Raw genomic sequence first — 24,033 nt, 5'->3', positions numbered from 1 at the left:
ATGCTAGTCCCGGGCGCCGATCCGGGTTAACCGGGGTGGAAATGAACCAGACTCCCAAGAAGAAGCCCGAGGCGCTGCGCAGCCACCAGTGGTTCGGACGCCAGGACCGCGACGGCTTCGCCTACCGCAGTTGGCTCAAGGGATCGGGCGTGCCGCACGACCAGTTCGACGGCCGGCCGGTGATCGGCATCTGCAACACCTTCAGCGAGCTCACGCCCTGCAACTCGCACTTCCGCACGCTGGCCGAGCAGGTCAAGATCGGCGTGTACGAGGCAGGCGGCTTTCCGCTCGAGTTCCCGGTGATGTCGCTGGGCGAGACGCTGATGCGCCCGACCGCGATGCTGTACCGCAACCTGGCGTCGATGGATGTCGAGGAGAGCATCCGCGGCAACCCGATCGACGGCGTCGTGCTGCTGATGGGTTGCGACAAGACGACGCCGTCGCTGGTGATGGGCGCGGCCAGCGTCGACCTGCCGACCATCGGCGTCAGCGGGGGGCCGATGCTCAACGGCAAGTGGCGCGGCCAGGAACTCGGTTCGGGTACCGGCGTGTGGCGCATGAGCGAACAGGTGCGCGCCGGCACGCTCAAGCTTGCGGATTTCCTCGACGCCGAGAGCTGCATGCACCGCAGCCACGGCCATTGCATGTCGATGGGCACGGCAAGCACGATGGCGTGCATGGTCGAGGCCCTGGGCCTCGGGCTGCCGGGCAATGCGGCGTACCCGGCCGTGGACGGCCGGCGCAACCTGCTGGCGCGCAACGCCGGGCGGCGCATCGTGCAGATGGTGCACGACGACCAGCGGCTGTCGACCCTCCTGACGCGCGAGGCCTTCGAGAACGCGATCAGGACGCTCGCCGCGATCGGCGGTTCGACCAACGCGGTGATCCACCTGATCGCGATCGCCCGGCGCATGGGCGTGGCGCTGGACATCGAGGACTTCGACCGGCTCGGGAGCGACTTGCCGTGTCTCGTGGATCTCCAGCCGTCCGGCAGCTTCCTGATGGAAGACTTCTGCTACGCCGGCGGGCTCCCGGTCGTGATGAAGGAGATCGCGCAGCATCTGCACCTGGGCGCGATGACCGCGAGCGGTCTGAGCGTGGGCGAGAATATCGCCGACGCCGAGAACTTCAACGCGGAGGTGATCCGGCCGCTCGCCACGCCGTTCAAGGAGAAGGCGGGCATCGCCGTGCTGCGTGGCAACCTCGCGCCGCGGGGCGCGGTGATCAAGCCGAGCGCGGCGACGCCCGGCCTGCTCGTGCACAAGGGCCGCGCGGTGGTGTTCGAGGACATCGAGGACTTTCACCGGCGCATCGACGACGAGGACCTCGACATCGACGAGACCTGCGTGATGGTGCTGAAGAACTGCGGTCCCAAGGGCTATCCCGGCATGGCCGAGGTCGGCAACATGCCCTTGCCGCCCAAGGTGCTGCGCAAGGGCATCACCGACATGGTCCGCATCAGCGACGCGCGCATGAGCGGCACGGCCTACGGCACGATCGTGCTGCACACCGCGCCGGAGGCCGCGGCGGGCGGGCCGCTGGCGGTCGTGCGCAACGGCGACATCGTCGAGCTGAACGTGCCGGAGCGGCGTCTGCAGCTGCACATCAGCGACGCGGAGCTGGCGACGCGCCTGGCGGCCTGGCAGGCGCCGCCGCCGCCGCTCGCCAGCGGCTACTGGCGCCTGTACGTGGACCACGTGCTGCAGGCGGATCAGGGCGTGGATCTGGATTTCCTCGTCGGCAGGCGCGGGGCCTTCGTGCCGCGGGACAACCACTGAGGACCTGGATCGCGGTCAACGAGGCCCGTCGTCGCCGCTGACGTACGCAGAACGGCATCCTGCCTGCCATGCGTCTTCCCACAAGGAGACGCCATTGATGGAGAGCGATGCGCATCGAGACGGCATCCACCGGGCCGCACTGGCCCGACAACTGCGCGAACTGATCGACGACGGCCGCGACGCACTGCCGCTGCCCGGCGGCGGCCGCACGCTCGACCGCTGGCGCGCGCTCGCCCGCGTCGCCGCGCAGGATCTGTCGCTGGTCAAGCTCTTCGAGGGCCACACCGATGCCCACGCCACGCTCGCGGAGGCCGGCGCCGCGCCGCACGCCCTCGCCAGCTACGGCCTGTGGGCCGCCGAACCGCCGCAGGCGCGGGTGGTGTTCCGCCGCGTGGCCGCGGGCGGGATCGTCCTCTACGGCAACAAGTCCTGGTGCTCCGGCGCCGAGAGGCTCGACCGTGCGTTGCTGACGGTGTGGGACGAGCAGGGAGCCGGTCCCTGGCTCGCGGATGTCGATCTGCATCACCCCGGCGTGCACATCGACGACGCCGCCTGGCACGCCGTCGGCATGGCCGCCACGGCGAGCGCCACGGTGAACTTTGAAGCCGCTCCCGCACGCCTGATCGGCGACGCCGGTTTTTACCTGTCGCGCCCCGGCTTCTGGCACGGCGGCATCGGCATCGCGGCCTGCTGGCACGGGGCCGCGTGTGCGGTGGCAGACGCTCTCCGTGCGCAAGCGAACACAAGCCCCGACCCCGGCTGGCACCGCAGCCTGGCGCTGGGGGAGGTGGACCGCCTGCTCAGCGCCAACGCCGCCCTGCTGCGCGAGGCCGCCGCCTGGATCGACCGCCATCCGACCGCCAACGCCCGCATCTGGGCGCTGCGCACGCGGGCGGCCGCCGACGACTGCGCCCAGCAGGTCCTGCGCGCCGCCACGCGCGCCATGGGCGCCGGTCCGCTGTGCCTTGACCCTCATTTCGGGAGGCTGGCAGCGGATTTGCCAGTGTTCATCCGGCAATGCCACGGCGACCGCGATCTGGCCGCCCTGGGGGCCGACAACCTCAAGGAAGACACCCCGCCATGGACGCTCTGATGCACCGACGCCCGTTCCAGACCGTGAACGAGGGCATGCCCGCCGGCCTCGCCTCCGGCGAGTCGCCGCTGCGGTCGCCGTCCGACCGCCGCATCGACGGCGAAGGGACGCCCGAATGGGCCTGGCGCCAATGGCAGCCGCTGTGGGGCGCGCCGCTGACCTCGCTCGACGAACTGGTGCCCGAAGGCCGCCGCGCCGTCGTCGTCGCGCCGCATCCCGATGACGAGGTCCTGAGCTGCGGCGGCTTGCTGTCGCTGCTGGTGACGCGTCACCGCGCCGGCCTGCCGCCCGATCGCGCGCCGGCGCCGCCGGTCGAACTGGTGGCCGTGACGGATGGCGAAGCCAGTCATCCGGGCTCGCCGCGCTGGACGCCGCAGCGCCTGGCCGTGCAGCGCCGCTACGAGCGTGCCTCCGGCCTGCGCCGACTGGGACTGCACGTCCCCGTGCATGCGCTCGGCGTGCCGGACGGGCGCATCGCCGAGCAGGAGGACGACCTGGTGCTCGAGTTGTGCCGCCGTCTGCGGCCGGACGATGTCGTCCTCACCTCGTGGCGATTCGACGGCCACCCGGACCATGAGGCCACCGGCCGCGCCTGCGCGCGCGCCACGCTGCTGACGGGCGCCTCGCTGGTGGAGATCCCCATCTGGGCCTGGCACTGGGCCCGTCCCGGCGACGCCGCGGTGCCCTGGCACCGGATGCGGCGCCTGCCGCTCAACGCGCGTTCGCTGCGGGACAAGCGCACCGCGCTGGCGGCGCATCGCAGCCAACTGCTCGACGACGGGGACCACCCGCCGGTGCTCTTCGCCGAAGCGGTGAACCGCCTGCTGCGCCCCTTCGAATTCGTGCTCGCGCCCGAGGCGCCTCAATGAAGGACGACGCCAGCGGTGCTCCGGCGGCGTTGGCGCGTCATTTCGAAGCGCTGTTCACCGACAGCGCCGACCCCTGGGGCTATCGAACCCGGTGGTACGAACAGCGCAAGCGTGCGATGGTGCTGGCCTGCCTGCCGCGGGAACGCTACGCGCGCGGCTTCGAGCCCGGCTGCGCCAACGGCGAGCTGAGTGCCGCGCTGGCCACGCGATGCGACCGCCTGCTGTCGACCGACGGCAGCGAGACGGCCGTGGCGCATGCGAAGGAACGGCTGGCGTCCCTGGTCCATGTCGACGTCACGCGCGCGACGATGCCGGCCGACTGGCCGGTCGGCCGCTTCGACCTGATCGTGCTGAGCGAGATCGGCTACTACCTGGAGGAGGGCGGTCTCGACGCGTTGATCCGCCGCGCCGCCGCGAGCCTGGAGACGGGCGGCACGCTGCTGGCGAGCCATTGGCGGCACCAGGAGGGGGACTACCTGCGCCTGGGCGACGAGGTGCACCGCCGCATCGACCTGCTGCTGCGCGAGCGCCACGGCATGACACGGCTGCTGCGGCACGACGAGGCGGACTTCCTCGTCGAGGTCTGGAGCGACGACGTGCGCTCGGTGGCGCAGCGCGAGGGCTTGAGACCATGATCGGCATCGTGGTGCCCGCGCATGACGAGCAGGCGCTCATCGGCCGCGCGCTGAGGGCGCTGAAGATCGCCGCCGCGCATGAGGACCTGGGCGCGGAGGAGGTCCGGATCCTCGTGGTGCTCGATGCGTGCCGCGACGGGACGGAGGCGGTGGCCCACGCGCTCGGCATCGACTGCCTCGCGATCGAGGCGCGCAACGTCGGCATCGCGCGCGCGGCCGGCGCCCAGGCGCTGATCCAGCGCGGCGCGCGCTGGCTCGCCTTCACCGACGCCGATTCGACGGTCGCGCCGTGCTGGCTCGCGCGGCAGCTCGCGCTGCGCAGCGAGGCGGTCTGCGGCGTCGTGGAGGTCGACGACTGGAGCGGCTATTCCAGCGAGGAGCGGCGCGCCTACGAAGCCGGCTACCTCGATGCCGAGGGGCATCGCCACATCCACGGCGCCAACCTCGGCGTGTGCTCGAACGCCTATCAGCGCGCCGGCGGCTTTCCGCCGCTGACCAGTCGCGAGGACGTGGCGCTGGTGCACCGGCTCGTCGCGCAGGGCGCCCGCATCGCATGGACCAACACCGTGCGCGTGCTGACGAGTGCCCGCCGCGCCGGCCGCGCGCCGGAAGGCTTCGCCTCCTTCATGCAAGGGCTGTGCGTGTCCCCGCAGACCTCGTGAGTTTCGTGAGACTCGCACGCCTCGCGGTAGGACCCAGAGGCCTCACGGTCCACAGGCGCCACAGCGCCACTGGTCACTCACCCCGCAGGCCACCAGCCCCGCTGGCCTCATGGGCCTCGCGATGACCGACGCCGTGGGTCTCCTCATGTCCGCAGGTCGGCGACCTTGTCCGGCGTCATCGGCGTGCTGCGCAGGCGCTTGCCGGTGGCGTGGAAGATCGCGTTGCTGATCGCCGCGGCGACGCCGACGAGGCCGATCTCGCCGACGCCCTTGGCGCCGAGGCTGCTGACCACGCGGTCGTCCTCCTCGACGAAGAGCACGTCGATGTCGGGCACGTCGGCGTTGCAGGCGATGTGGTACTCGGCCAGGCTGTGGTTCATGAAGCGGCCGAGCGCGTGATCGCTCAGCGTCTCCTCATGCAGCGCCTGGCCGATGCCCCACACGACGCCGCCGATGATCTGGCTGCGCGCCGTCACCGGATTGATGATCCGCCCCGCCGCGACCGCGCTGACGACCCGCGTCACGCGCACCGTGCCCAGACGCTCGTCGACGCGCACCTCGACGAAGACCGCCGAGTGCACCGCCCGGATGTACTTCCGCTGCTTCAGTACGTTGGGCAGCATCAGGTACTTCTCGTCGAGCGGCCCGCCGGCCTCCTCGCGCAGCAGCTGCGACAGCGGCACCGCCGCGCCGGTGTCGGATCGATGGAGCTGGCCGCCGCGGCAGACCACATCGGAAAAGCGCGCGCCGTCGAAGCCCGGCGCGTGTTGCTTTGCCCGTTTCCACAGCGCCTTGCGCAGTTTCTCGCAGACGCCTTGCACGGCTGAGCCCACCGTCGCGACGTGCGCCGAACCGCCCTCGATCGGCGCGACCGGCAGCGTCGAGTCACCGAGCCGGAACGTGACCCGCTCCAGCGGCAGGCCCATCTCCGCCGCCGCGATCTGCGCCATCGTCGTGTAGGTCCCGGTGCCGATGTCGGTCGCGGCGCTCTCGACGACGAGACGACCGTCCTCATCGAGCGTCGCCCGCGCCCGCGCGAACATCTGCATCGCATCCCAGGTCCCCGTCGCCATGCCCCAGCCGACGAACTCATGGCCCTGCCGCATCGAGCGCGGCGCGGCGGGCCGTCGCTCCCAGCCGAAGCGCCGCGCGGCCTGCTCGTAGCACTGGCGCAGCGCCTTCGTCGAATAGGGCAGGTCGTTGGCCTCGTCCCGCTCGGCGTAGTTGCGCAGCCGCAGCTCGAGCGGATCGATGCCCGCGGCATGGGCGAGTTCGTCCATCGCGACCTCCAGCGCATGGACGCCGTGCGCGGCGCCGGGCGCGCGCATGTCGATCGGGCTGTACTGGTCGAGCGGGACGACCCGGTAGTCCAGCCGCACGTTGTCGCAGGCGTAGAGCTGGCCGGACCAGTTGACGACGACCTCCACGTAGTCCTCGCGGCGCGAGGTCTCCGCGATGGCCTCGTGCATCACGGCCGTCAGCCGGCCGTTCGCGTCCGCGGCCAGCCGCACGCGCTGCCAGGTCTCGGGCCGATGGCCGAAGGTGAACATCTGCTGGCGCGTCAGCACGACCCGCACCGACTGCTTCAGCTGCAGCGCCGCCATCGTCGCGAGCAGCAGGTTGTACTGCGGCCGCAGGCCCGAGCCGAAGGCGCCGCCGACGAAGGCGTTCTTCACCGTCACCCGGCGCGCCGGCAGCCCGAAGGCGCGCGACACGACCCAGCGCGAGTTCTGCGATCCCTGCGTCTTGTCGTGGATGGTCAGGTGACCGTCGGGATCAATCAGCACCGTCGTGGCGTGCATCTCCATCGGGTTGTGGTGCTCGACGCCGGCGTAGTACTCGCCGTCGGTCGAGAACGCGGCCGCGTGCCACGCGGCCTCCGCATCGCCGCGCGGCTTCGGCGGCGGCGAGAAGCCGACCTTCAGCCGCGACGGTTCGCGGGCGCGCGAACGGTCGTCCAGCAGATGCGTGTCGTGCGGCGCGACCTCGACCTCCACGCGGACCAGCATCGCCGCGTAGCGCGCCAGCTCCAGCGTGGTCGCCACCACCAGCGCCACCGGCTGGCCGCTGTAGTGGACTTCGTCGTCGTGCAGCGGCTTGAACGGCGAGCCTCCCGGTGCGGTCATGTCCTTGTAGAACAGGTCCATCGATCGCATCTTCGGCCGGTGGAGGTGGGTCAGCACGTCCACGACGCCGGGCAGCGCCAGCGCGGCGCTCGCGTCGATGGACACGATGCGGCCGCGCGCGACCGGCGTGTTGACGACGACGCCGATCAGCAGCCCGGTGCCCGAATGCTCCGCGGCGTACTTCGCCGCGCCGGTGACCTTTGCCAGCGCGTCGATGCGCGGCAGCGGCGTGCCGATCACGACCGCGCCGGTGCCGGCGGGGGCCATGGGCTGCTGCGTCTCGCGCAGTCGACGGCGTTCATCACCGGTCGTCGTGCCGGCGCCGGCGGGAAGGTCGAAGACATCGGCGGCGTCGGAGGCATTGGACGCATTGGACGCATTGGACGCGTTCGCCGCATCGGACGAACTGGAAACGGGCAGTGAGCTCATGGAGCCTCCGCGGTCGGGGCGCGGTCCTCTCGCGCGCCGAGCGCGCGAAAGGCGTCTTCGCCGGTATTGGTGGGGATGCCCGCCAGCGCCATCTCCAGCGCGCGCACGACGGCCTGTCGCGCCAGCGGGATCTTGAAGGCGTTGCCGGGCGTCGATTCGGGCAGCGCGGGACCGCCGCAGGGGGTGGCGTCCTTCAGCAGCGCCGCCGCGCAGGCGCTGAAGAGCTGCGGAGAAGGCCGCTCGCCGACCAGCAGCCGTTCGGCATCCGGGTTCCGCCAGGGCTTGTGGGCGACGCCGCCCAGGGCGACCCGTGCGTCGACGATCAGCCCCGTGTCGTCGAGCTCGAATCCGGCGGCCACCGAGACCAGCGCGAACGCGTAGGACGCGCGCTCGCGCAGCTTCAGATAGCAGCTGTGCGCCTGCAGGCTGTTGGGCGGCACGACCAGATGGGTGATGAGCTCGCCCGGAGCCAGTGTGGTGTCGAGGTCCGGTCGATCGCCGGGCAGCCGGTGGAACTCGCCGAACGGGATCACCCGTCGGCCCGCGGTGCCGATGACATGGACCTCCGCGTCCAACGCGGCCAGCGCGACGCAGAGGTCCGACGGATGCGTCGCTACGCAGTGCGCGCTGGCCCCGAGGATCGCGTGCTGCCGCGCCAGTCCCGTCGCCGCCGGGCAGCCGCTGCCGGGGATGCGCTTGTTGCAGGGCACGCCGATGTCGTAGAAGTAGAGGCAGCGGGTGCGCTGCAGCAGGTTGCCGCCGTTGGTCGCGCGGTTGCGGATCTGCGGCGAGGCGCCGGCCAGGATGGCCGAACGCAGCAGCGGCAGGCGCTCGGCGACCAGCGGGTGGTAGGCGGTCGCCGCGTTCGTCGCCAGCGCGCCGAGGTGCACCGCGCCGTTGCCGGTGTCGCGGATCTCGCGGATCTCGCGCATGTCGCCGACGCCCAGCCGGCTGATGTCGACGAGCCGCACCGGCGCCATCACGCCTTCCTTCATCAGGTCGACGAGGTTGGTACCGCCGGCGAGGTAGCGCGGCGCGCGCGCCTCGGCGGCGTCGGAGGTTCCGAGGTCGCGCGGCCCGATGGCCGCTTCGGCGAGGGGCGTCTCGAGGGCGGCGTCGCCGACCGGACCGGCGGCCACACCGGCGGCCAGACCGGCGAACTGGTGGAGGGCCTCGTCCGCGGACGTGGCGCGGTGATAGTCGAAGCGGTTCATTCGCGCACCTCGCCGGTGTCGGCGGCGGAGGCCACCATCGACGCCGCGGCCGCGCAGACGGCGGGCACGGCGCTGTCCGATCGCAGCACGATGCGCGCGACCGCGTCGACGATCTGCGGATAGGCCCCGCAACGGCAGAGGTTGCCGCTGAGCCGCTCGCGCAGCTCATGCCGGTTGACGGGGCGGGGCTCGTTCAGCAACCCCGCCGCCGAGCACAGTTGTCCTGGCGTGCAGTAACCGCACTGCAGCGCGTCGCAGTCGATGAACGATTGCTGCAGCGGATGCAGGACATCCGGGTCGGTGGCCGTGGGGTCTTGACCCGTGTTCGTGGTTGCGGCCATGGCCGCGTTCGTGGCCGTTGCCGTTGCCGTTGCCGTTGCCGTTGCTGCGGTCACAAGACCGGGCAGGCCCTCGACCGTCGTGATGGCCTGGCCGTCGAGGCTCACGGCGAGCAGCAGGCAGCTGTTCATGCGCGCGCCGTCCACGAGCACCGTGCACGCGCCGCATTGGCCGTGGTCGCAGCCCTTCTTCGTGCCGGTGAGGTCGAGCTGCTCGCGCAGCAGGTCGAGCAGCGTCGTCCATGGCTCGACCGCGAGCGCGTGAGTGCGTCCGTTGATCGTGAGCCGGATCGGCTCGGGCCGCATCGGCGCGGGCAGGGCGTCCGCGCCGGTGTGCAGGGGCGGGTGTTCGGCGATGTCCATGGGACCTCCTGGCGGGTGCTGGGGTTGTGCTGCGTTGGGAGCCGGAGGCTCAGGATTTCTTCGTGACGGACGCCCACAGTTCGCGCAGCGTGGCCGCGATGACGCCGCGCGCGTCGGGATCGCCGAGCAGCAGCGCCCTGGCGTACTGCAGCATCTGCCGGGGCTCGACGTGCGGCGGCAGCGGCGGGACGTCCGGATCGACGACCATCTCCAGCAGCATCGGCCGATCGGCGCGGAGCGCGCGATCCCAGGCGGGCGCGACGTCCTCGGGCCGGTCGATGCGCAGGCCCTCGAGACCCAGCATGCGGGCGTACTCGGCATACGGGAAGGCGGGCAGCGTCTGCGAGGCCTCGAACTTGGGATCCCCGGCCGTGACGCGCTGCTCCCAGGTCACCATGTTGAGGTCGCCGTTGTTGAGCACCATCACGACAAGGCGCGGGTCCGACCAGTCGCGCCAACGATGCGCGATCGTGATCAGCGCGTTGATGCCGATCATCTGCATCGCGCCGTCGCCGAGCAGCGCGATCACCGGCCGCCCCGGATGCGCCAGCTTGGCCGCCAGCGCATAGGGCACGGCGCAGCCCATCGTCGCCAACCCGCCGGAGACCGAGCCCATCATTCCGGGGCGCGACTTCAGGTCGCGCGCGTACCAGCCCGCGGACGTGCCGGAGTCGCAGGTCAGGATCACATCGTCCGGCAGGCGCGGGGACAGATCCCAGAACACACGCTGCGGATTCAGCGGCTTCGCGTCGGTCATCGCGCGCGCCTCGAGGACCTGCCACCAGTCGCGGACCTCGGACTCGATGCGATGCCGCCAGGTCTTGTCCGGATTGGGTCTCAGGTACGGCAGGAGCGCCTCGAGCGTGATGCGGCTGTCGCCGACCAGGTTCGCCTCCATGGGATATCGCGTCGACACGCGCCGGCCGTCGATGTCGATCTGCACGCCGCGCGCCTGGCCTTCCTTGGGCAGGAACTCCGAGTACGGGAAGTGCGATCCCACCATCAGCAGCGTGTCGCACTCGTTCATCATCGTCCAGCTCGGCTTGGTGCCGAGCAGGCCGATCGAGCCCGTCACGAAGGGCAACTCGTCGGAGACGGCCATCTTGCCCAGCAGCGCCTTGGCGATGCCCGCGCCCAGGCGCTCCGCGACCTGGATGAGCGCATCGCCCGCGTGCAGCGCGCCGGCGCCGGCGAGGATGGCCACGCGCTTGCCCGCATTGAGGATGTCCGCCGCGGCGCGCAGTTGCGCGTCGCCCGGCGCGCCGGGCGACGCGGTCCAGCCGATGCCGGTGTGGATCGTGTCATGCGTGCGCGGCGGTTCGGTCACGGCGTCCAGTTCCTGCAGATCGTGCGGCAGGATCACGCAGGTCACGGTGCGCTGGTCCCGCGCGATGCGGACCGCGCGGTCGATCAGGTGGCGCACCTGCGCGGGCGCCATCGCCGTGTGGACGAACTCGTGCGCGACGTCCTTGAACAGGCTGTGCAGGTCGACTTCCTGCTGGTAGTCGCCGCCGAGCGCGGAGCGCGCGCTCTGCCCGACCAGCGCGACCACCGGCATGTGATCGGCCTTGGCGTCGTACAGGCCGTTGAGCAGGTGGATCGCGCCCGGTCCGGAGGTGGCCATGCAGACGCCGACCTCGCCGGTGAACTTGGCGTGCGCGGTCGCCATGAACGCGGCGAGCTCTTCGTGGCGGACCTGCACGAAGCTCATGTCGTCCTTGCGCCGCCCGAAGGCGCCCATCAGGCCGTTGATGCCGTCGCCGGGATAGCCGAAGACGCGACGGATGCCCCAGCCGTGGAGTCGGTCGAGGATCTGGTCGCTGACGGTGGCGGTCATTCGGTGGGGCTCCGGCGGGTGGGCGTGCCCCTCGTCGGCAAGCCGCTTGCCCATCCCCGCCAGGGCACACGGCAGCGATGAACCGGCGGCCGCGTCCGTTCGACACCGTGCCGCCATTCGACGCCGCCATTCCACGCCGCTATTCGACGCCGCCATCCGACGCCGCCATCCGACGGCACCATCCGACGCCGCCGACCAGGCACGAGCGCGGCGGGGCATTGCCGCGGCGCAGCATGACAACGCCGAGGACCGGGGCGTAGCATCGAGATTCCTCGGACTCATGTCCCCCGTCATGTCAGTCTGGCAATTCGATCTCGCCTTTTCGCAAGGCGGCGCGGCGGCCTCGTGGTTGCCGTCCTCGCGCACCGACGTCATGCACTACCTCGCTTCGCGCGTCGGGCCGAGCACGCCGATGCTCGAAGGCTGGCGCTACTTCGGCAACGAGGCGGGCAACTGCATCGACATGGTCTCCGACCCCGACGGTCGCTATGAGCTGCACGCGCGGCTGGACGCCTGCGCCAGCGAGACCGACCACTTCATCGAGGTCGTCTGCGACGTCGCCCATGCGCTGGGCTGCGAGTTCTTCAGCGAGGAGCTGTCGGCGCTGGTGCGGCCGAGCTCGCGTGAACTGAAGGAAGCGCTGCAGCGCTCGAGCGCCTGGCGCTTCGCGCTCGATCCCGAGGGCTTCCAGCCGAGCCGCTGATCAGCCCCGGTTCATCAGCCTCGGGTGTTGCCGTCGATCGCTGCCTTCAGATGTGGCGCCGTGCGCGAGTCCGCGCTGGCGGCCACCTCGTCCGGCGTCCCCGCTGCGACCACGCGCCCGCCATCGCCGCCGGCCCCCGGACCGAGGTCGATGACCCAGTCCGCCGCGGCGACGACGCGCATCTCGTGCTCGACGACGACCACCGTGTGGCCGGCCTCGACCAGGTCGCGCAGCTGGACCATCAGTTTGTCGACGTCGGACGGATGGAGACCGGTGGTGGGCTCGTCCAGCACGTACAGCGTGTGGCCGCGCTGCGTGCGCTGCAACTCGGTGACGAGCTTGATGCGCTGCGCCTCGCCGCCCGACAGTTCGGTCGCCGGCTGGCCGAGCCGCAGGTAACCCAGGCCGATGCCCTTCAGCAGCCCCAGCGGCCGTGCCAGCGCCGGTTCCTCCATGAAGAACTCGAAGGCCGTGTCGACCGTCATGCCGAGCACTTCCGCGATGCTGCGGTCGCGGTAGCGGATCTTCAGCGTCGCCTCGTTGTATCGGGCGCCGTGGCAGGCGGGGCAGGGCGCGAAGACGCTGGGCATGAACAGCAGCTCCACGCTGACGAAGCCTTCGCCCTCGCAGGTTTCGCAGCGGCCCTTGGCGACGTTGAAGGAGAAGCGCCCCGCATCGAACTTGCGGGCGCGCGCGGCCGGCGTCGCGGCGAAGAGCTTGCGCACGTGGTCGAACAGCCCCGTGTAGGTCGCGAGGTTGGAGCGCGGCGTGCGGCCGATCGGCTTCTGGTCGACCTGCACCAGCCGGCGGATCGCCTCGGCGCCGCCGGCGATCCGTCCGCCGGTGGCCGCTTGCACGTCGGCGCTGAGCTCAGCGTCCTCGTCGTCCTCGACGGCCGCGGGTTCATGGCCCAGGTGCGCGCCGACCAGGTCCACCAGCGCGCGGCTCACCAGCGACGACTTGCCGGAACCCGACACGCCGGTCACCGCGGTGAACACGCCGAGCGGGAACGCGGCGTCCACGTCGACGAGGTTGTTCTGCGTGATGCCTTCGAGCCGCAGCCAGTCCTTCGGTGCGCGGCGAGCGGGCCGCCGGTCGGGACGGCTCGCCGCGCCGGCGGGTCCGATGGAGTGCTCGGGGCCGCCGTGGGCCGGCGCGTCGGAGAAGGACTCGGGGAACAGGTAGGCGGCGGTGCGTGATTCCGCGACGCCGCGCAGGCCTTCCGGCGGACCGCTGTACAGCACGCGGCCGCCGAGTTCACCGGCCGCGGGTCCGACATCGACGATCCAGTCCGCGGCGCGCATCAGGGTGAGGTCATGCTCGACGACATAGACCGAGTTCCCCGCCGCCTTCAGCGATCGCAGCGAGGCGAGCAGCGATTCGTTGTCGGCCGGATGCAGGCCTGCGGACGGTTCGTCGAGCACGTAGACGACGCCGAAGAGGTTGGAGCAGATCTGCGTGGCCAGCCGCAGCCGCTGGAGCTCGCCGGGCGAGACGGAGGGCGTCGCGCGCTCCAGCGACAGATGGCCCAGTCCCAGCGTGAGCAGCGGACGCAGCCGCATCAGCACGTCGTCGACCAGGCGCCGCGCCGCGAGGCGCTTCTCCTCGCTGAGGCCGTCCGTCGCGGCATCGCCGAGGTGCTCCGCCAGCTGCGCCAGCGGGAACTGCGACAGCGCGCCGATGTCGAGCCCGCCGAAGCTCACCGACAGCGCCTCGCGCTTGAGCCGCTTGCCGTCGCAGACCGGGCAGGCGCCACCGATCAGGTAGCGCGACACGCGGCGCTTCATCAGCGCGCTCTGCGTGGTCGCAAAGGTGTGCATCACGTAGCGCCGCGCGCTGCTGAAGGTGCCCTGGTAGCTGGGCTCCATCTTGCGGCGCAGCGCGTCCTTGGTCTCCGCGGGCGTGAAGCCGGCGTAGACGGGCACGGTGGGCTGCTCGTCGGTGAACAGGATCCAGTCGCGCGTCTTGCGCGGCAGTTCGCGCCAGGGCTTGTCGACGTCGATGCCCAGCGTGACCAGGATGTCGCGCAGGTTCTGGCCGTGCCAGGCCGGCGGCCAGGCGGCGACGGCGCGGTCGCGGATGGTGAGCGTGTCGTCGGGGACCATCGAGGCCTCGGTGACCTCGTACACGCGGCCCAGCCCGTGGCAATGCGGGCAGGCGCCCTGCGGCGTGTTGGGCGAGAAGTCCTCCGCGTACAGCATCGGCTGCTTCGCCGGATAGCGGCCGGCGCGCGAGTACAGCATCCGCAGCAGCGACGACAGCCCGGTCACGCTGCCCACGGACGAGCGCGCGCTCGGCGTGCCGCGCTGCTGCTGCAGCGCCACGGCGGGCGGCAGGCCGTCGATCGAATCGACGGCGGGCACGCCGACCTGATCGATGAGCCGGCGCGCGTACGGCGCGACCGATTCGAAGTAACGACGCTGTGCCTCCGCGTAGATCGTGCCGAAGGCGAGGGAGGACTTGCCGGAACCCGACACGCCGCTGAACACCACGAGCGCGTCGCGCGGCACGTCCACGTCGACGTTCTTGAGGTTGTGCTCGCGCGCGCCGCGGACCTGGACGAAGGCGGCGCGTCCGGGGTGTTCGCGCACGGCATCGGGCGCCGCGACGGGCGCGGACGCGGACGCGAACGTCTGCTTGGACGCGGGCGTGGACGACGAAGAGGACGGTGGGCGGGCGGTAGGGCGTTTGGCCAAGACGGAACCTCGGGTAATCAGCGCGACGCGCGCTGGGACGGCGGGGGCGAAGTATCGGTCGATGGCACCGATCAGCAAGCAGGATGCCCACCGGGACGGACATGGCCCTTGCCGATGCCGATGCCGATGACGGGTTCCACTCCCGAGCCACCATGAAGCGCTCGACCGATGTGATGCCCGTGCGATTCGCGCCTGTGCTCAGGCGGTTCGGCGGGCCGGGAGCGGGACTTGCTGCGAAGGAGGGAAACCTTTCCACCTTTCACAGGAGTCCCCATGACCGACAAACCCCTCTCCGACACCGAGCGACGCGAGAAGCTCTGGGACCTCATCAAGGACATCAAGGTCGGCCTGTTCACGACGCATCATGCGAACGGGCATCTGCACTCGCGCCCGATGACGCTGCAGAACAAGGCGCTCGACGAGGGCGAGTCGCTGTGGTTCTTCATGTCCCGCAGCGGCGAGCCCTTCAGCGACATCGTCGCGTCGCCGCAGGTGAACGTCGGCTTCGCCGACCGGGACGACGACACCTACGTCTCGGTGTCCGGCACGGCGGAGCTCAGCGAGGACCGCGCCAAGCGCCAGGAGCTCTGGAGCAAGGCGGCGGAGGCCTGGTTCACCCAGGGCATCGACGATCCCGACCTGGCGGTGGTGCGCGTGCGCATCAGCCACGCCAGCTACTGGGACGTGAAGGCGTCCAAGCTGACGCAGCTCTACGCGATGGCGAAGGCGGCCGTGACCGGTAAGCCGCCCACCGGCCTGGCCGAGACCGGCGAGGTGCGCATGAAGTGAGGCCGTAATGAGGCCACATTGAGGCCGGCGGATCGCGAAGGCGGTCTGCCGGATTTCCTGCATCGAACGACGATCGGAGGTCCCCATGCCCAGAGGCGACAAGTCGTCCTACACGGACAAGCAGAAGCGACAGGCCGAGCACATCGAGAGCGGCTATGAGCACCGCGGTGTGCCCAAGGATGAAGCGGAACGGCGCGCGTGGGCCACGGTCAACGCGGAAACGGGGGGCGGCAAGAAGTCCGGCTCCGGTCGAGGTCAGCCTGAGGACCACGCGCCCGCCCGCAAGGGCGGGCACCTGGGCGGCAAGGCCGCAGCGAGCCGCACGGCTGCGGAGCGCTCCGCGTCCGCGAAGAAGGCTGCGGCGACGCGCAAGCGCAATGCGGCGGCACGCGCCGGTCATCACTGACGACGGATCTTTCTCCCGGCCCAAATGACAACGCCGACAGGACGAAGGTCCTGTCGGCGTTGGTCGTTTCGGGCTCCAAGCCCGAGGGGCAGTCTTAGCGGGCGGCAATGCCTTAGGTCGCAACGCCCTTGGCTTCCTTGGCCGCATAGCGCTGCACCAGCGCGGCGTACGTCGGCGACGCCTTCATCTCCGCGTAGCGGGCTTGCGCCTTGGCGCGTTGACCGGCATTCAGGCTGAAGTCCTCGGTGCGGTCGACAGCGGCCAGGCCGGACTCGCGATAGATCTCCAGGTCGGCCAGCACTTCGGCGCGGCTCTTCTGGCCTTGCGTGATCGGGTCGAGGTGGCTGTAGCTCTGCGCGAAGGCCGGCACGGCGGCGGCGGACAGGGCGATCAGGGCAGTAGCGATCAGGGTCTTGGCGGTCATGATGGGTTCCTTTGAGAGAGCGGTGGATCGGGGTGTCTGAGAGTCTTTGGCCGGCGTCGTCTGCCGATGACTGAAGGTTAGGCGTGGGACTCGTCCGGATAAACGGGCTGCGTCGCAATGCCTCGTTGTGAGGCTCGCAACAATCGACCGTCCTTCGATACGCGCGATTCACAGGGGCTGCTCGACGTGCTCGGCACAAAGCAAGACGCCCGGCATGAGCCGGGCGTCTTGCGTGGGAGCGAACCGAAGGTCGTCAGTCCGTGGATCGCTCCACCGACACAGCGCAAGCTGAAGCGTTCATTCGGCCGAGGTGTCCTGGTCGACAGCCGTGCTGCGGCGGCCGGTCACGTACACCGTGGGCAACTGCTCGCGCTTCACGGTGACGACCACCGGGTCCAGCGTGACGATCGAGGCGCGCATCTCGCGTTGGCCTTGTGCATGAGCGATACCCAAGCCGAGGGCCAGCGCCGCGATGGCACCGAAGGCGACAGCCTTGACGGTGGTGCTGGTGGCGGAAGTGATGGCGAGGCGGTGGGCGGTGTTCATGTCGATCTCCTTGGGGGCGTTGGCTGTGTCGATGGAGTCAGTGTCGTCATCGAGCCCCTTCGTTTCGAGCGCTCAGCGACGAAGCTGCGCGGCGGCGGTGTGAGATGCATGCCAAGCGGACAAGCCGTAGCAGTTCACACGCCGTTTCGCCCCTCCCAGACGAAGACGCCGGCGGGACCGAAGTCCTGCCGGCGCTTGTGGCCGAGGAGGGCGAGGGGATCACTCAGCGGGCGGAGACGCCTTCGGTCGTCGAGCCCTTGGCTTCCTTCGCCGCGAAGCGCTGCACCAGCGCCGCGTACTTCGGCGAGGCCTTCAGCTCGGCGTAGCGGGCTTCTGCCTTGGCGCGTTGGCTCGCGTTCAGCGTGAAGTCTTCCGTGCGGTCCGCGGCAGCCAGGCCGGACTCACGATAGATCTCCAGGTCGGCCAGCACTTCAGCGCGGCTCTTCTGGCTCTGCGTGATCGGGTCGAGGTGGCTGTAGCTCTGCGCGAAGGCCGGCACGGCGGCGGCGGACAGGGCGATCAGGGCGGTGGCGATCAGGGTCTTGGCGGTCATGATGGTTTCCTTTGAGAGAGCGTTGGATCGGGTGTCTGGGGTCTCGGGCCGGCGTCGTTTGCCGATGACTGAAGGTTAGGCGCGGGCCTCGTCCGGATAAACGGGCGGCGCCGCAATGGGCCGTTGTGACGGCCGCAATAATCCTGGCCACCGTCGACGCCCGAGAGCCTTTGATCCATGCAGACTGCCCGACTCACACTGTCTCCGCTCGTCGACGCCGATGTCGATGCGCTGGCGAATCTGCTCTGGGACGAACGCGTCTACAAGCACATCGGCGGTCTGCCGTCAGGCGCGGCAGAGGTCGCGCTGGGTCTGCGGAGGGCGTTGGCCGGGCCTCCCGCCCATCGAGCTTCGGAGCGGTGGCTCAACTACGCCGTGCGACTGCGCGGAAGTCATCAACTGATCGGGCGGCTGGAGGCGACGGTGCACGCCGGCATCGCAGAGGTGGCCTTTCTGCTGGCACCGGCGTACTGGGGCCACGGCTACGCCAAGGAGGGATTGAGCTGGCTCCATGACGAGTTGTCGCGCGTGTGCCCCGATGCGCGATGCTGGGCCACGACGCTGCCGGTCAACCTGCGAAGCGGCCGGCTGCTGAGCGCATGCGGCTACGAGCGGGTCGATCCGGCCAGGGCTCCGGACTTGCTGACCTATGACGAGGGTGACTGGGTCTTTCGCCGGGCTCACGCCTGACTGCAACGCGGCAGCGTGGACCGCCGGCGAGGCGGATGAACCGTTGAGCTCACAAAGCCAAGACGCCGGCAGGACCGAAGTCCTGCCGGCGTCCATGGCCGGGGAGGCGAGCGGCGCTCAGCGGGCGGAGACGCCTTCGGTCGTCGAGCCCTTGGCTTCCTTCGCCGCGAAGCGTTGCACCAGCGCCGCGTACTTCGGCGAGGCCTTCAGTTCAGCGTAGCGGGCTTCTGCCTTGGCGCGTTGGCTCGCGTTCAGCGTGAAGTCTTCCGTGCGGTCCGCGGCAGCCAGGCCGGACTCACGATAGATCTCCAGATCGGCCAGCACTTCGGCGCGGCTCTTCTGGCTCTGCGTGATCGGATCGAGGTGGCTGTAGCTCTGCGCGAAGGCCGGCACGGCGGCGGCGGACAGGGCGATCAGGGCGGTAGCGATCAGGGTCTTGGCGGTCATGATGGTTTCCTTTGAGAGAGCGGTGGATCGGGGTGTCTGGGGTCTTGGGCCGGCGTCGTTTGCCGATGACTGAAGGTTAGGCGCGTGCCCTGTTCGGATAAACGGGCTGCGCCGCAATGCCTCGTTGTGAGGCTCGCAACAATCGACCGTCCTTCGACACGCGCGATTCACAGGGGCTGCTCGTCGTGCTCGGCACAAAGCAAGACGCCCGGCATGAGCCGGGCGTCTTGCGTAGGAGCGAACCGAAGGTCGTCAGTCCGTGGATCGCTCCACCGAAACAGCGCAGCCTCAGGCGTTCACTCGGCCGAGGCGACTTGCGTGTCGACCGCGTCGGCGCTGCGACGGCCAGTGATGTAGACCGTGGGCAGCTGCTCGCGCTTCACGGTGATGACCACCGGATCCAGCGTGACGATCGAGGCACGCATTTCGCGTTGTCCTTGTGCATGAGCGATCCCGAGACCCAGGGCCAGCGCCGCGATGGCACCGAAGGCAACGGCTTTGACGGTGGTGCTGGTGGCGGAAGTGATGGCGAGGCGGGTGGCGTTCATGTCGATTTCCTGAAGGGGTTGGCTGTGTCGATGGAGTCAGTGTCGTCAGTGGCGCGCCGTCTTTCGAGCGCTGCGCGACGAAGCTGCGCGGCGGCGGTGTGAGATGCATGCCAGGCGGACAAGCCGTCGCGCTTCACACGCCGTATCGCCCCTCCCAAACGAAGACGCCGACAGGACCGAAGTCCTGCCGGCGCTGGTGGCCGGGGAGGGCGAGGGGATCGCTCAGCGGGCGGAGACGCCTTCGGTCGTCGAGCCCTTGGCTTCCTTCGCCGCGAAGCGCTGGACCAGCGCCGCGTACTTCGGCGAGGCCTTCAGCTCGGCGTAGCGAGCTTCCGCCTTGGCACGCCGATTCAGTTCCAGCGACGAGTCTTCGGTGCGGTCCACGGCGGCCAGGCCGGACTCGCGATAGATCTCCAGATCGGCCAGCACTTCGGCGCGGCTCTTCTGGCTCTGCGTGATGGGGTCGAGGTGGCTGTAGCTCTGCGCGAAGGCCGGCACGGCGGCGGCGGACAGGGCGATCAGGGCGGTAGCGATCAGGGTCTTGGCGGTCATGATGGTTTCCTTTGAGAGAGCGTGTGATCGGGGTATCTGAGGTCTTGGGCCGGCGTCGTTTGCCGATGACTGAAGGTTAGGCGCGGGGCCGAATCGCATAGATGGCTCAGGCGCGAATGGGTTGTTGTAAGGCCCGCAACAATCGCCCGTCCCCACGCGCGCAGGGCGCTGGGGGCTGAAGCTCCAGCAATCGCACGGACATTCATGGACCCTTCCATGAAGCGGCTCTATGATGAGAAGAATTCTCATTTGCAACAAAGCCCGTCGTCCATGTCTTTCCCGGTCTCACGCCTGCGGGGCGCAGTACCGCTGATCTCGCGCATCGCCGCGGCGATCGGCGGCGGTTACGCGCTGGCGGCGCTGGTCAGCGTCGCGGTGCTCGCGCTGCCGGTGAACCGCATCCAGGCGGTCATTGGCGGCATGCTCGGCAGCTTCGCCGTCTACGCTGGCGCGGTCGTCTGGGTCTTCGCGGTGCGTAGCGCCACACGGGCCTGGGTCGGGCTGATCGTCGCCGCGCTGCTCCTGCTGCCTCTCGCGTGGTCCGTCTGGACCGCGGTCGAACCCGCCGCCTTGCCATGAGCGTCGACGTCCAAGCCCCCTCGGCCGCGCCGCGGCCGCACGGCATCCGGCAGACGATGTCGGACCTGCACATCTGGACCGGCCTGCTGCTGGGCTGGTTCCTGTTCGCGATGTTCCTCACCGGGACCGTCAGCTACTTCAAGGAGGAGCTGTCGCAATGGATGCGGCCGGAGATCGCGCATCAGGCCGTGACGCCCGAGCCGGCCGTCGTCGCAGGCCGCATCGCCAGGGAGCTCGAGACGCTGGCCCCGGGCACCACGCAGTGGAGCCTGCGCCTGACCGACGATCGCCACAGCGTGGCCAACGCCTTCTGGCGCGTGCCGCCGAAGGACGGCGCCAAGCGCGCATTCAAGGACGCGAACTTCGATCCGCAGACGGGGGAGAAGGTCAGCGCGCGTGAGACGCTGGGCGGCGAGTTCTTCTACCGCTTCCACTTCCAGTTCCACTACATGCCGGTGGTGTGGGGCCGCTGGCTCGCGGGACTGGCGGCGATGTTCATGCTGGTGGCGATCGTCAGCGGCGTGATCACGCACAAGAAGATCTTCACCGACTTCTTCACCTTCCGCTGGGGCAAGGGCCAGCGCTCGTGGCTGGACGCGCACAACGCGCTGTCGGTGTTCGGGCTGCCCTTCCACCTGATGATCACGTACACCGGCCTGGTGACGCTGATGACGCTGTACATGCCGTGGGGCGAGCAGGCCGGCATCAACTCGCCGGCGATGAAGAAGCAGCTGACCTCGGAAATGAACGCGTTCCTCCAGCCGGCCAAGCCCTCGGGCGAGGCGGCCCCGCTGGCCTCGATCGAGGCGATGGTGCGCGAGGCCGAGCGCCGTTGGGGACCGGGCAGCGTGGCGCGGGTCACCGCGGTGAATCCGGGCGATGCCGTGGCGCGCGTGGCGATCACGCGCGGCGAGGGCGGTCGGGTCTCGATGAGTCCGCAGTACCTGCTGTTCGACGGCGTCTCCGGACGACTGGTCGAGGAGAAGAACGGCGTCGGCGCGGCGGCGGAGACCCGCGGCGTGCTGTATGGATTGCACCTCGGGCGCTTCGGCGATGACGCGACCCGCTGGCTGTACTTCATCGTCAGCCTGGCCGGCACGGCGATGGTCGGCAGCGGGCTGGTGATGTGGACCGTCAAGCGCCGCCAGAAGCTGCCTGACCCGGACAAGCCGTACTTCGGCTTCCGCGTCGTGGAGCGACTGAACATCGCCGCCATCGCAGGCCTGCCGCTGGCGATGAGCGGCATGTTGTGGGCCAACCGGCTGTTGCCGACGGGGCTGGAGAAGCGCGCCGAGTGGGAAGTGCACGTGGTCTTCATCGTGTGGGCAGTGACGCTGCTGCACGCGCTGGTCCGGCCGGCGAAGCGCGCCTGGATCGAACTGCTGTGGCTGGGCGCGGTGTCGCTGGCGCTGCTGCCGGTGGGCAACGCGCTGACGACGGACCGTCCGCTGTGGCGCAGCGTCGCGCAGGGCGACTGGACCTTCGCGGGCGTGGAGCTGATGTGCTGGGCGTTCGCGGCGCTGCTGGCGTACCTGGCGATCCGCACGGGGCGCCACGCCCCTCGGGCGTTGAAGGGGCGGCCGGTCGCCAAGGACAGGCCGCATGCCCAGGCCTCGCGGGCGCCGCTGGCCGCGTCGTCGGCCTCGTCTTCCGGAGAGGTCGGCTTGGCGCTGCGATCCGGCGGGGAGGGCGCGCGGTGATGCACCTCCTCAGCCTGTTGATCTGCGTGGCCGCCTTCGCGGCGCTCGCGATGGCGACGGACCGCGCGCAGTGCGACGTCCTGGGCCGCGAGCTGCCCGCGGCGAAGTCCCGCGCGCTGCGCACCGCCGGCTGGGCACTGCTGCTGGCAAGCCTCGCGCTCGTCGTGACCGAACAAGGCTGGGGCCTGGGCCTCGTCAGCTACAGCGGCCACACCAGCGTCGCGGCGGGCGTGGTGTTCGTCGCGTTGATCGTGCATCAGCGGCGCCAGCCTCGGAAGCGCAGGCGCTGAGCCCCGGCGCGGCGTGAGCGAAACCCGTCGCCGTGTAGTCCTTCGCCTGACTTCCTGTCGGCCAGCGGGCCCACCCTGGCTGGGGGCCGGTCAGTCTCGAAAAAGATCCGCGCATCCACCATCATGGAGTCACACAGGGAGACAAGACATGAAGGTTGCACTGATCGAGGACAACGCGCTGCTCCGACGCCTGATGGTGTCGCGCCTGGAGTCCGAGGCGTCCATCACCGTGGTGAGCCAGGCCTCCAGCGAGAACGCCGCGATCAGCACGATTGCACTGAGCGCGCCGGACGTGGTGCTGGTGGACCTGAGCATCGACGGCGGCTCCGGCCTGGGCGTGATCGAACGCCTGCGCGCGGCGCGCTTCCGCGGCCGCATCCTGGTGCTGAGTTCGGAAGACCGCTCGGCCTACGAGCCACGCGTCCTGTCCTGCGGCGCGGACGGCTTCTACGACAAGGCCTGCGACTTCGAACGCCTCGTCGGGGAGCTCTGCACGCTGTCCAACAGCGCGTGGATGGCGGACTGAGCCGCCAATCCGAGGAAGCAGCGCTTCCTCAATGCGCGTGGTCGCCGTGACCACCGCCCTTGTCGTCCTTCGCCGGCATCGCCCCATTGAGCGCGCGCACCGGCGCCTTCACCTCGACGGTCTGTCGGACACCGCCGCGGTCCTCGAAGATCAGCGTCAGCGGCACCTGGTCGCCCGCCTTCACCTGCGCGGGCAGGTCCAGGAACATCACGTGATACCCGCCGGGCTTGAGCTCGATCGTCTTGCCCGCCGGCAGCTCGATCGCCGGGACCTGGCGCATGCGCATCACGTTGTCCTGCATCGCCATCTCATGCACCTCGGCCTTGGGCGTCAATGGCGTGGTGACGCCAATGAGCTTCGTGTCCTTCGTCGCCGTCAGCTTCATGAAGGCGCCGGTGGCCTTCTGCTGCGGCACGGTGGCGCGCACCCAGGCGTCGTCGATCTTCACCTGGGCATGGGCGATGGAAGCGAGCAGCGAGCCCGCGACGAGCAGCAGCGAGTGGATCTTGAAAGTCATGTCGGTTCTCCGGAATGGGTGTGTTGGGATATGGAGGGTCAGGTGTTGAGCAGTTGGCGCACGTCCTCGGCGAGGTCGGCGGCGCTCATCTCGTGCTTGATGGCCAGGCGCGCCTTGCCCTTGCGGTCGAACACGGTGCTCAAGGTCGAGTGGTCCATCGTGTAGCTGGCACCCGTGGGCACCTTGCCGTAATAGACCTTGAACTCCTTGGCGACGGCGGCGGTCCCGGCGAGGTCGCTGTAGAGCCCGAGGAAGCTCGGATGGAACGCGGCGGTGTAGGCCGCCAGCACCGGCGCGGTGTCGCGCTCGGGGTCGATGGTGACGAAGAGGACCCGGAAGTCCGCGGCGTCCGCGCCGAGCATCTGATGCACCGCCGCCGCGCGCGCCAGCGCGGTCGGGCAGACGTCGGGGCACTGCGTGAAGCCGAAGAACATCATCACGACCTTGCCGCGGAAGTCGGCCAGCCGATACGGGCGGCCGTCCGCGCCTTGCAGCGCGAAATCGCTCGCGTAGCTCACCAGCGAGAGATCGATGCCGTGGAAGGTCGGAGAGGGCTTGCACGCCGCCAACGGCAGCAGGCAGGCGGCGATCGTCAAGGCGCGACGACGCGCGTCGGGCTCGGCGACGGGATCGCCATGAGGGGAACGCGCGCGGAGCGCGAGGGAAGGGAGTCGCATGATCGAAAGGGCGTGGACCGACCTTGCCGCGCATGAGCGCATGAGC

Annotated in this window: 26 protein-coding genes; 13 read left to right on the top strand and 13 right to left on the bottom strand. The window is 70.0% G+C overall.

What is annotated here, in order from left to right; all coding sequences use genetic code 11:
• Positions 1-41: 41 nt before the first annotated feature.
• The 5 genes from AC1VNM_RS11580 (at position 42) to AC1VNM_RS11560 (ending at position 5,037) form a co-directional block, all read left to right on the top strand.
• Positions 42-1,778 carry an IlvD/Edd family dehydratase gene (locus AC1VNM_RS11580; protein ID WP_483107017.1) on the top strand — a complete coding sequence of 579 codons (1,737 nt, stop codon included), beginning with the start codon at positions 42-44 and terminating at the stop codon, positions 1,776-1,778.
• A 97-nt stretch (positions 1,779-1,875) separates the two neighbouring features.
• Positions 1,876-2,871, top strand: a complete 996-nt coding sequence (locus tag AC1VNM_RS11575) for an acyl-CoA dehydrogenase (protein ID WP_483107016.1) — start codon at positions 1,876-1,878, stop codon at positions 2,869-2,871.
• Positions 2,871-3,740, top strand: a complete 870-nt coding sequence (locus AC1VNM_RS11570; RefSeq protein ID WP_483107015.1) for a PIG-L deacetylase family protein — start codon at positions 2,871-2,873, stop codon at positions 3,738-3,740. Before AC1VNM_RS11575 ends, AC1VNM_RS11570 begins: the two co-directional genes overlap by 1 nt.
• Entirely contained in the window at positions 3,737-4,375 is a 639-nt protein-coding gene (locus AC1VNM_RS11565; protein ID WP_377153747.1) for a class I SAM-dependent DNA methyltransferase, read from the top strand. Before AC1VNM_RS11570 ends, AC1VNM_RS11565 begins: the two co-directional genes overlap by 4 nt.
• On the top strand, positions 4,372-5,037 hold the full coding sequence (locus tag AC1VNM_RS11560; protein WP_483107014.1) for a glycosyltransferase family 2 protein: 666 nt from the start codon (positions 4,372-4,374) through the stop codon (positions 5,035-5,037). The genes AC1VNM_RS11565 and AC1VNM_RS11560 overlap by 4 nt, the downstream gene beginning before the upstream one ends.
• A 143-nt stretch (positions 5,038-5,180) precedes the next feature.
• On the opposite strand, the gene AC1VNM_RS11555 is transcribed toward AC1VNM_RS11560, so the two are convergent.
• The 4 genes from AC1VNM_RS11555 to AC1VNM_RS11540 all read right to left on the bottom strand — a co-directional run bounded on the left by AC1VNM_RS11555 (position 5,181) and on the right by AC1VNM_RS11540 (position 11,344).
• Positions 5,181-7,430 carry a xanthine dehydrogenase family protein molybdopterin-binding subunit gene (locus tag AC1VNM_RS11555; protein WP_483109266.1) on the bottom strand — a complete coding sequence of 750 codons (2,250 nt, stop codon included), beginning with the start codon at positions 7,428-7,430 and terminating at the stop codon, positions 5,181-5,183.
• 158 nt (positions 7,431-7,588) lie between these two features.
• Positions 7,589-8,806: an FAD binding domain-containing protein gene (locus AC1VNM_RS11550; RefSeq protein ID WP_483107013.1), complete on the bottom strand. Its 1,218-nt coding sequence runs from the start codon at positions 8,804-8,806 to the stop codon at positions 7,589-7,591.
• Positions 8,803-9,450, bottom strand: coding sequence for a (2Fe-2S)-binding protein (locus AC1VNM_RS11545; RefSeq protein ID WP_483109265.1), 648 nt, complete (start codon positions 9,448-9,450; stop codon positions 8,803-8,805). Before AC1VNM_RS11545 ends, AC1VNM_RS11550 begins: the two co-directional genes overlap by 4 nt.
• Positions 9,451-9,556: 106 nt before the next feature.
• A complete protein-coding gene (locus AC1VNM_RS11540) occupies positions 9,557-11,344 on the bottom strand; it encodes a thiamine pyrophosphate-requiring protein (RefSeq protein ID WP_483107012.1) in 1,788 nt (595 codons plus the stop codon).
• A 292-nt stretch (positions 11,345-11,636) separates the two neighbouring features.
• Here AC1VNM_RS11540 and AC1VNM_RS11535 point away from each other — a divergent pair, with 292 nt between their 5' ends.
• Positions 11,637-12,047, top strand: a complete 411-nt coding sequence (locus AC1VNM_RS11535) for a hypothetical protein (protein ID WP_377153758.1) — start codon at positions 11,637-11,639, stop codon at positions 12,045-12,047.
• A 14-nt stretch (positions 12,048-12,061) separates the two neighbouring features.
• Here AC1VNM_RS11535 and AC1VNM_RS11530 read toward each other — a convergent pair whose 3' ends face one another.
• Entirely contained in the window at positions 12,062-14,638 is a 2,577-nt protein-coding gene (locus AC1VNM_RS11530) for an excinuclease ABC subunit UvrA (RefSeq protein WP_483109264.1), read from the bottom strand.
• 378 nt (positions 14,639-15,016) lie between these two features.
• On the opposite strand from AC1VNM_RS11530, the gene AC1VNM_RS11525 reads away from it, so the two are divergent.
• Entirely contained in the window at positions 15,017-15,532 is a 516-nt protein-coding gene (locus AC1VNM_RS11525) for a pyridoxamine 5'-phosphate oxidase family protein (protein WP_377153761.1), read from the top strand.
• 85 nt (positions 15,533-15,617) lie between these two features.
• The gene (locus AC1VNM_RS11520; RefSeq protein WP_377153763.1) at positions 15,618-15,938 is read left to right on the top strand and encodes a plasmid stabilization protein; all 321 of its coding nucleotides are present in this window, start codon (positions 15,618-15,620) and stop codon (positions 15,936-15,938) included.
• A 112-nt stretch (positions 15,939-16,050) separates the two neighbouring features.
• Here the strand turns inward: AC1VNM_RS11520 and AC1VNM_RS11515 are convergent, their stop codons facing one another.
• The 3 genes from AC1VNM_RS11515 to AC1VNM_RS11505 all read right to left on the bottom strand — a co-directional run bounded on the left by AC1VNM_RS11515 (position 16,051) and on the right by AC1VNM_RS11505 (position 17,461).
• Positions 16,051-16,362: a DUF4148 domain-containing protein gene (locus AC1VNM_RS11515; protein WP_483107011.1), complete on the bottom strand. Its 312-nt coding sequence runs from the start codon at positions 16,360-16,362 to the stop codon at positions 16,051-16,053.
• Positions 16,363-16,659: 297 nt separating this feature from the next.
• On the bottom strand, positions 16,660-16,908 hold the full coding sequence (locus tag AC1VNM_RS11510) for a hypothetical protein (RefSeq protein ID WP_483107010.1): 249 nt from the start codon (positions 16,906-16,908) through the stop codon (positions 16,660-16,662).
• A gap of 223 nt (positions 16,909-17,131) precedes the next feature.
• Entirely contained in the window at positions 17,132-17,461 is a 330-nt protein-coding gene (locus tag AC1VNM_RS11505) for a DUF4148 domain-containing protein (RefSeq protein WP_377153773.1), read from the bottom strand.
• Positions 17,462-17,638: 177 nt separating this feature from the next.
• On the opposite strand from AC1VNM_RS11505, the gene AC1VNM_RS11500 reads away from it, so the two are divergent.
• Positions 17,639-18,151 carry a GNAT family N-acetyltransferase gene (locus AC1VNM_RS11500; RefSeq protein WP_483107009.1) on the top strand — a complete coding sequence of 171 codons (513 nt, stop codon included), beginning with the start codon at positions 17,639-17,641 and terminating at the stop codon, positions 18,149-18,151.
• A 117-nt stretch (positions 18,152-18,268) separates the two neighbouring features.
• On the opposite strand, the gene AC1VNM_RS11495 is transcribed toward AC1VNM_RS11500, so the two are convergent.
• The 3 genes from AC1VNM_RS11495 to AC1VNM_RS11485 form a co-directional block, all read right to left on the bottom strand.
• Positions 18,269-18,598, bottom strand: a complete 330-nt coding sequence (locus tag AC1VNM_RS11495) for a DUF4148 domain-containing protein (RefSeq protein WP_377153773.1) — start codon at positions 18,596-18,598, stop codon at positions 18,269-18,271.
• 296 nt (positions 18,599-18,894) lie between these two features.
• Positions 18,895-19,146 (bottom strand): hypothetical protein, encoded by a 252-nt coding sequence (locus AC1VNM_RS11490; protein WP_377153775.1) that lies wholly within the window; start codon positions 19,144-19,146, stop codon positions 18,895-18,897.
• A gap of 222 nt (positions 19,147-19,368) precedes the next feature.
• Entirely contained in the window at positions 19,369-19,698 is a 330-nt protein-coding gene (locus tag AC1VNM_RS11485) for a DUF4148 domain-containing protein (RefSeq protein WP_483107008.1), read from the bottom strand.
• Positions 19,699-19,968: 270 nt separating this feature from the next.
• On the opposite strand from AC1VNM_RS11485, the gene AC1VNM_RS11480 reads away from it, so the two are divergent.
• From AC1VNM_RS11480 to AC1VNM_RS11465, 4 genes are all read left to right on the top strand, one after another.
• Entirely contained in the window at positions 19,969-20,277 is a 309-nt protein-coding gene (locus tag AC1VNM_RS11480) for a DUF3649 domain-containing protein (protein ID WP_377161856.1), read from the top strand.
• On the top strand, positions 20,274-21,977 hold the full coding sequence (locus AC1VNM_RS11475; RefSeq protein ID WP_483107007.1) for a PepSY-associated TM helix domain-containing protein: 1,704 nt from the start codon (positions 20,274-20,276) through the stop codon (positions 21,975-21,977). Before AC1VNM_RS11480 ends, AC1VNM_RS11475 begins: the two co-directional genes overlap by 4 nt.
• Positions 21,977-22,267, top strand: coding sequence for a DUF3325 domain-containing protein (locus tag AC1VNM_RS11470; RefSeq protein ID WP_377153781.1), 291 nt, complete (start codon positions 21,977-21,979; stop codon positions 22,265-22,267). The genes AC1VNM_RS11475 and AC1VNM_RS11470 overlap by 1 nt, the downstream gene beginning before the upstream one ends.
• Before the next feature lie 148 nt (positions 22,268-22,415).
• Positions 22,416-22,793, top strand: a complete 378-nt coding sequence (locus AC1VNM_RS11465) for a response regulator (RefSeq protein WP_377153783.1) — start codon at positions 22,416-22,418, stop codon at positions 22,791-22,793.
• 28 nt (positions 22,794-22,821) lie between these two features.
• On the opposite strand, the gene AC1VNM_RS11460 is transcribed toward AC1VNM_RS11465, so the two are convergent.
• The gene (locus tag AC1VNM_RS11460; protein ID WP_377153787.1) at positions 22,822-23,310 is read right to left on the bottom strand and encodes a copper chaperone PCu(A)C; all 489 of its coding nucleotides are present in this window, start codon (positions 23,308-23,310) and stop codon (positions 22,822-22,824) included.
• A gap of 38 nt (positions 23,311-23,348) precedes the next feature.
• Entirely contained in the window at positions 23,349-23,987 is a 639-nt protein-coding gene (locus tag AC1VNM_RS11455; RefSeq protein WP_483107006.1) for an SCO family protein, read from the bottom strand.
• Between the last annotated feature and the right edge of the window lie 46 nt (positions 23,988-24,033).

Source organism: Mitsuaria sp. MSU3D, from assembly GCF_056867975.1.
This window is presented reverse-complemented; position numbering and strand designations above follow the sequence as displayed.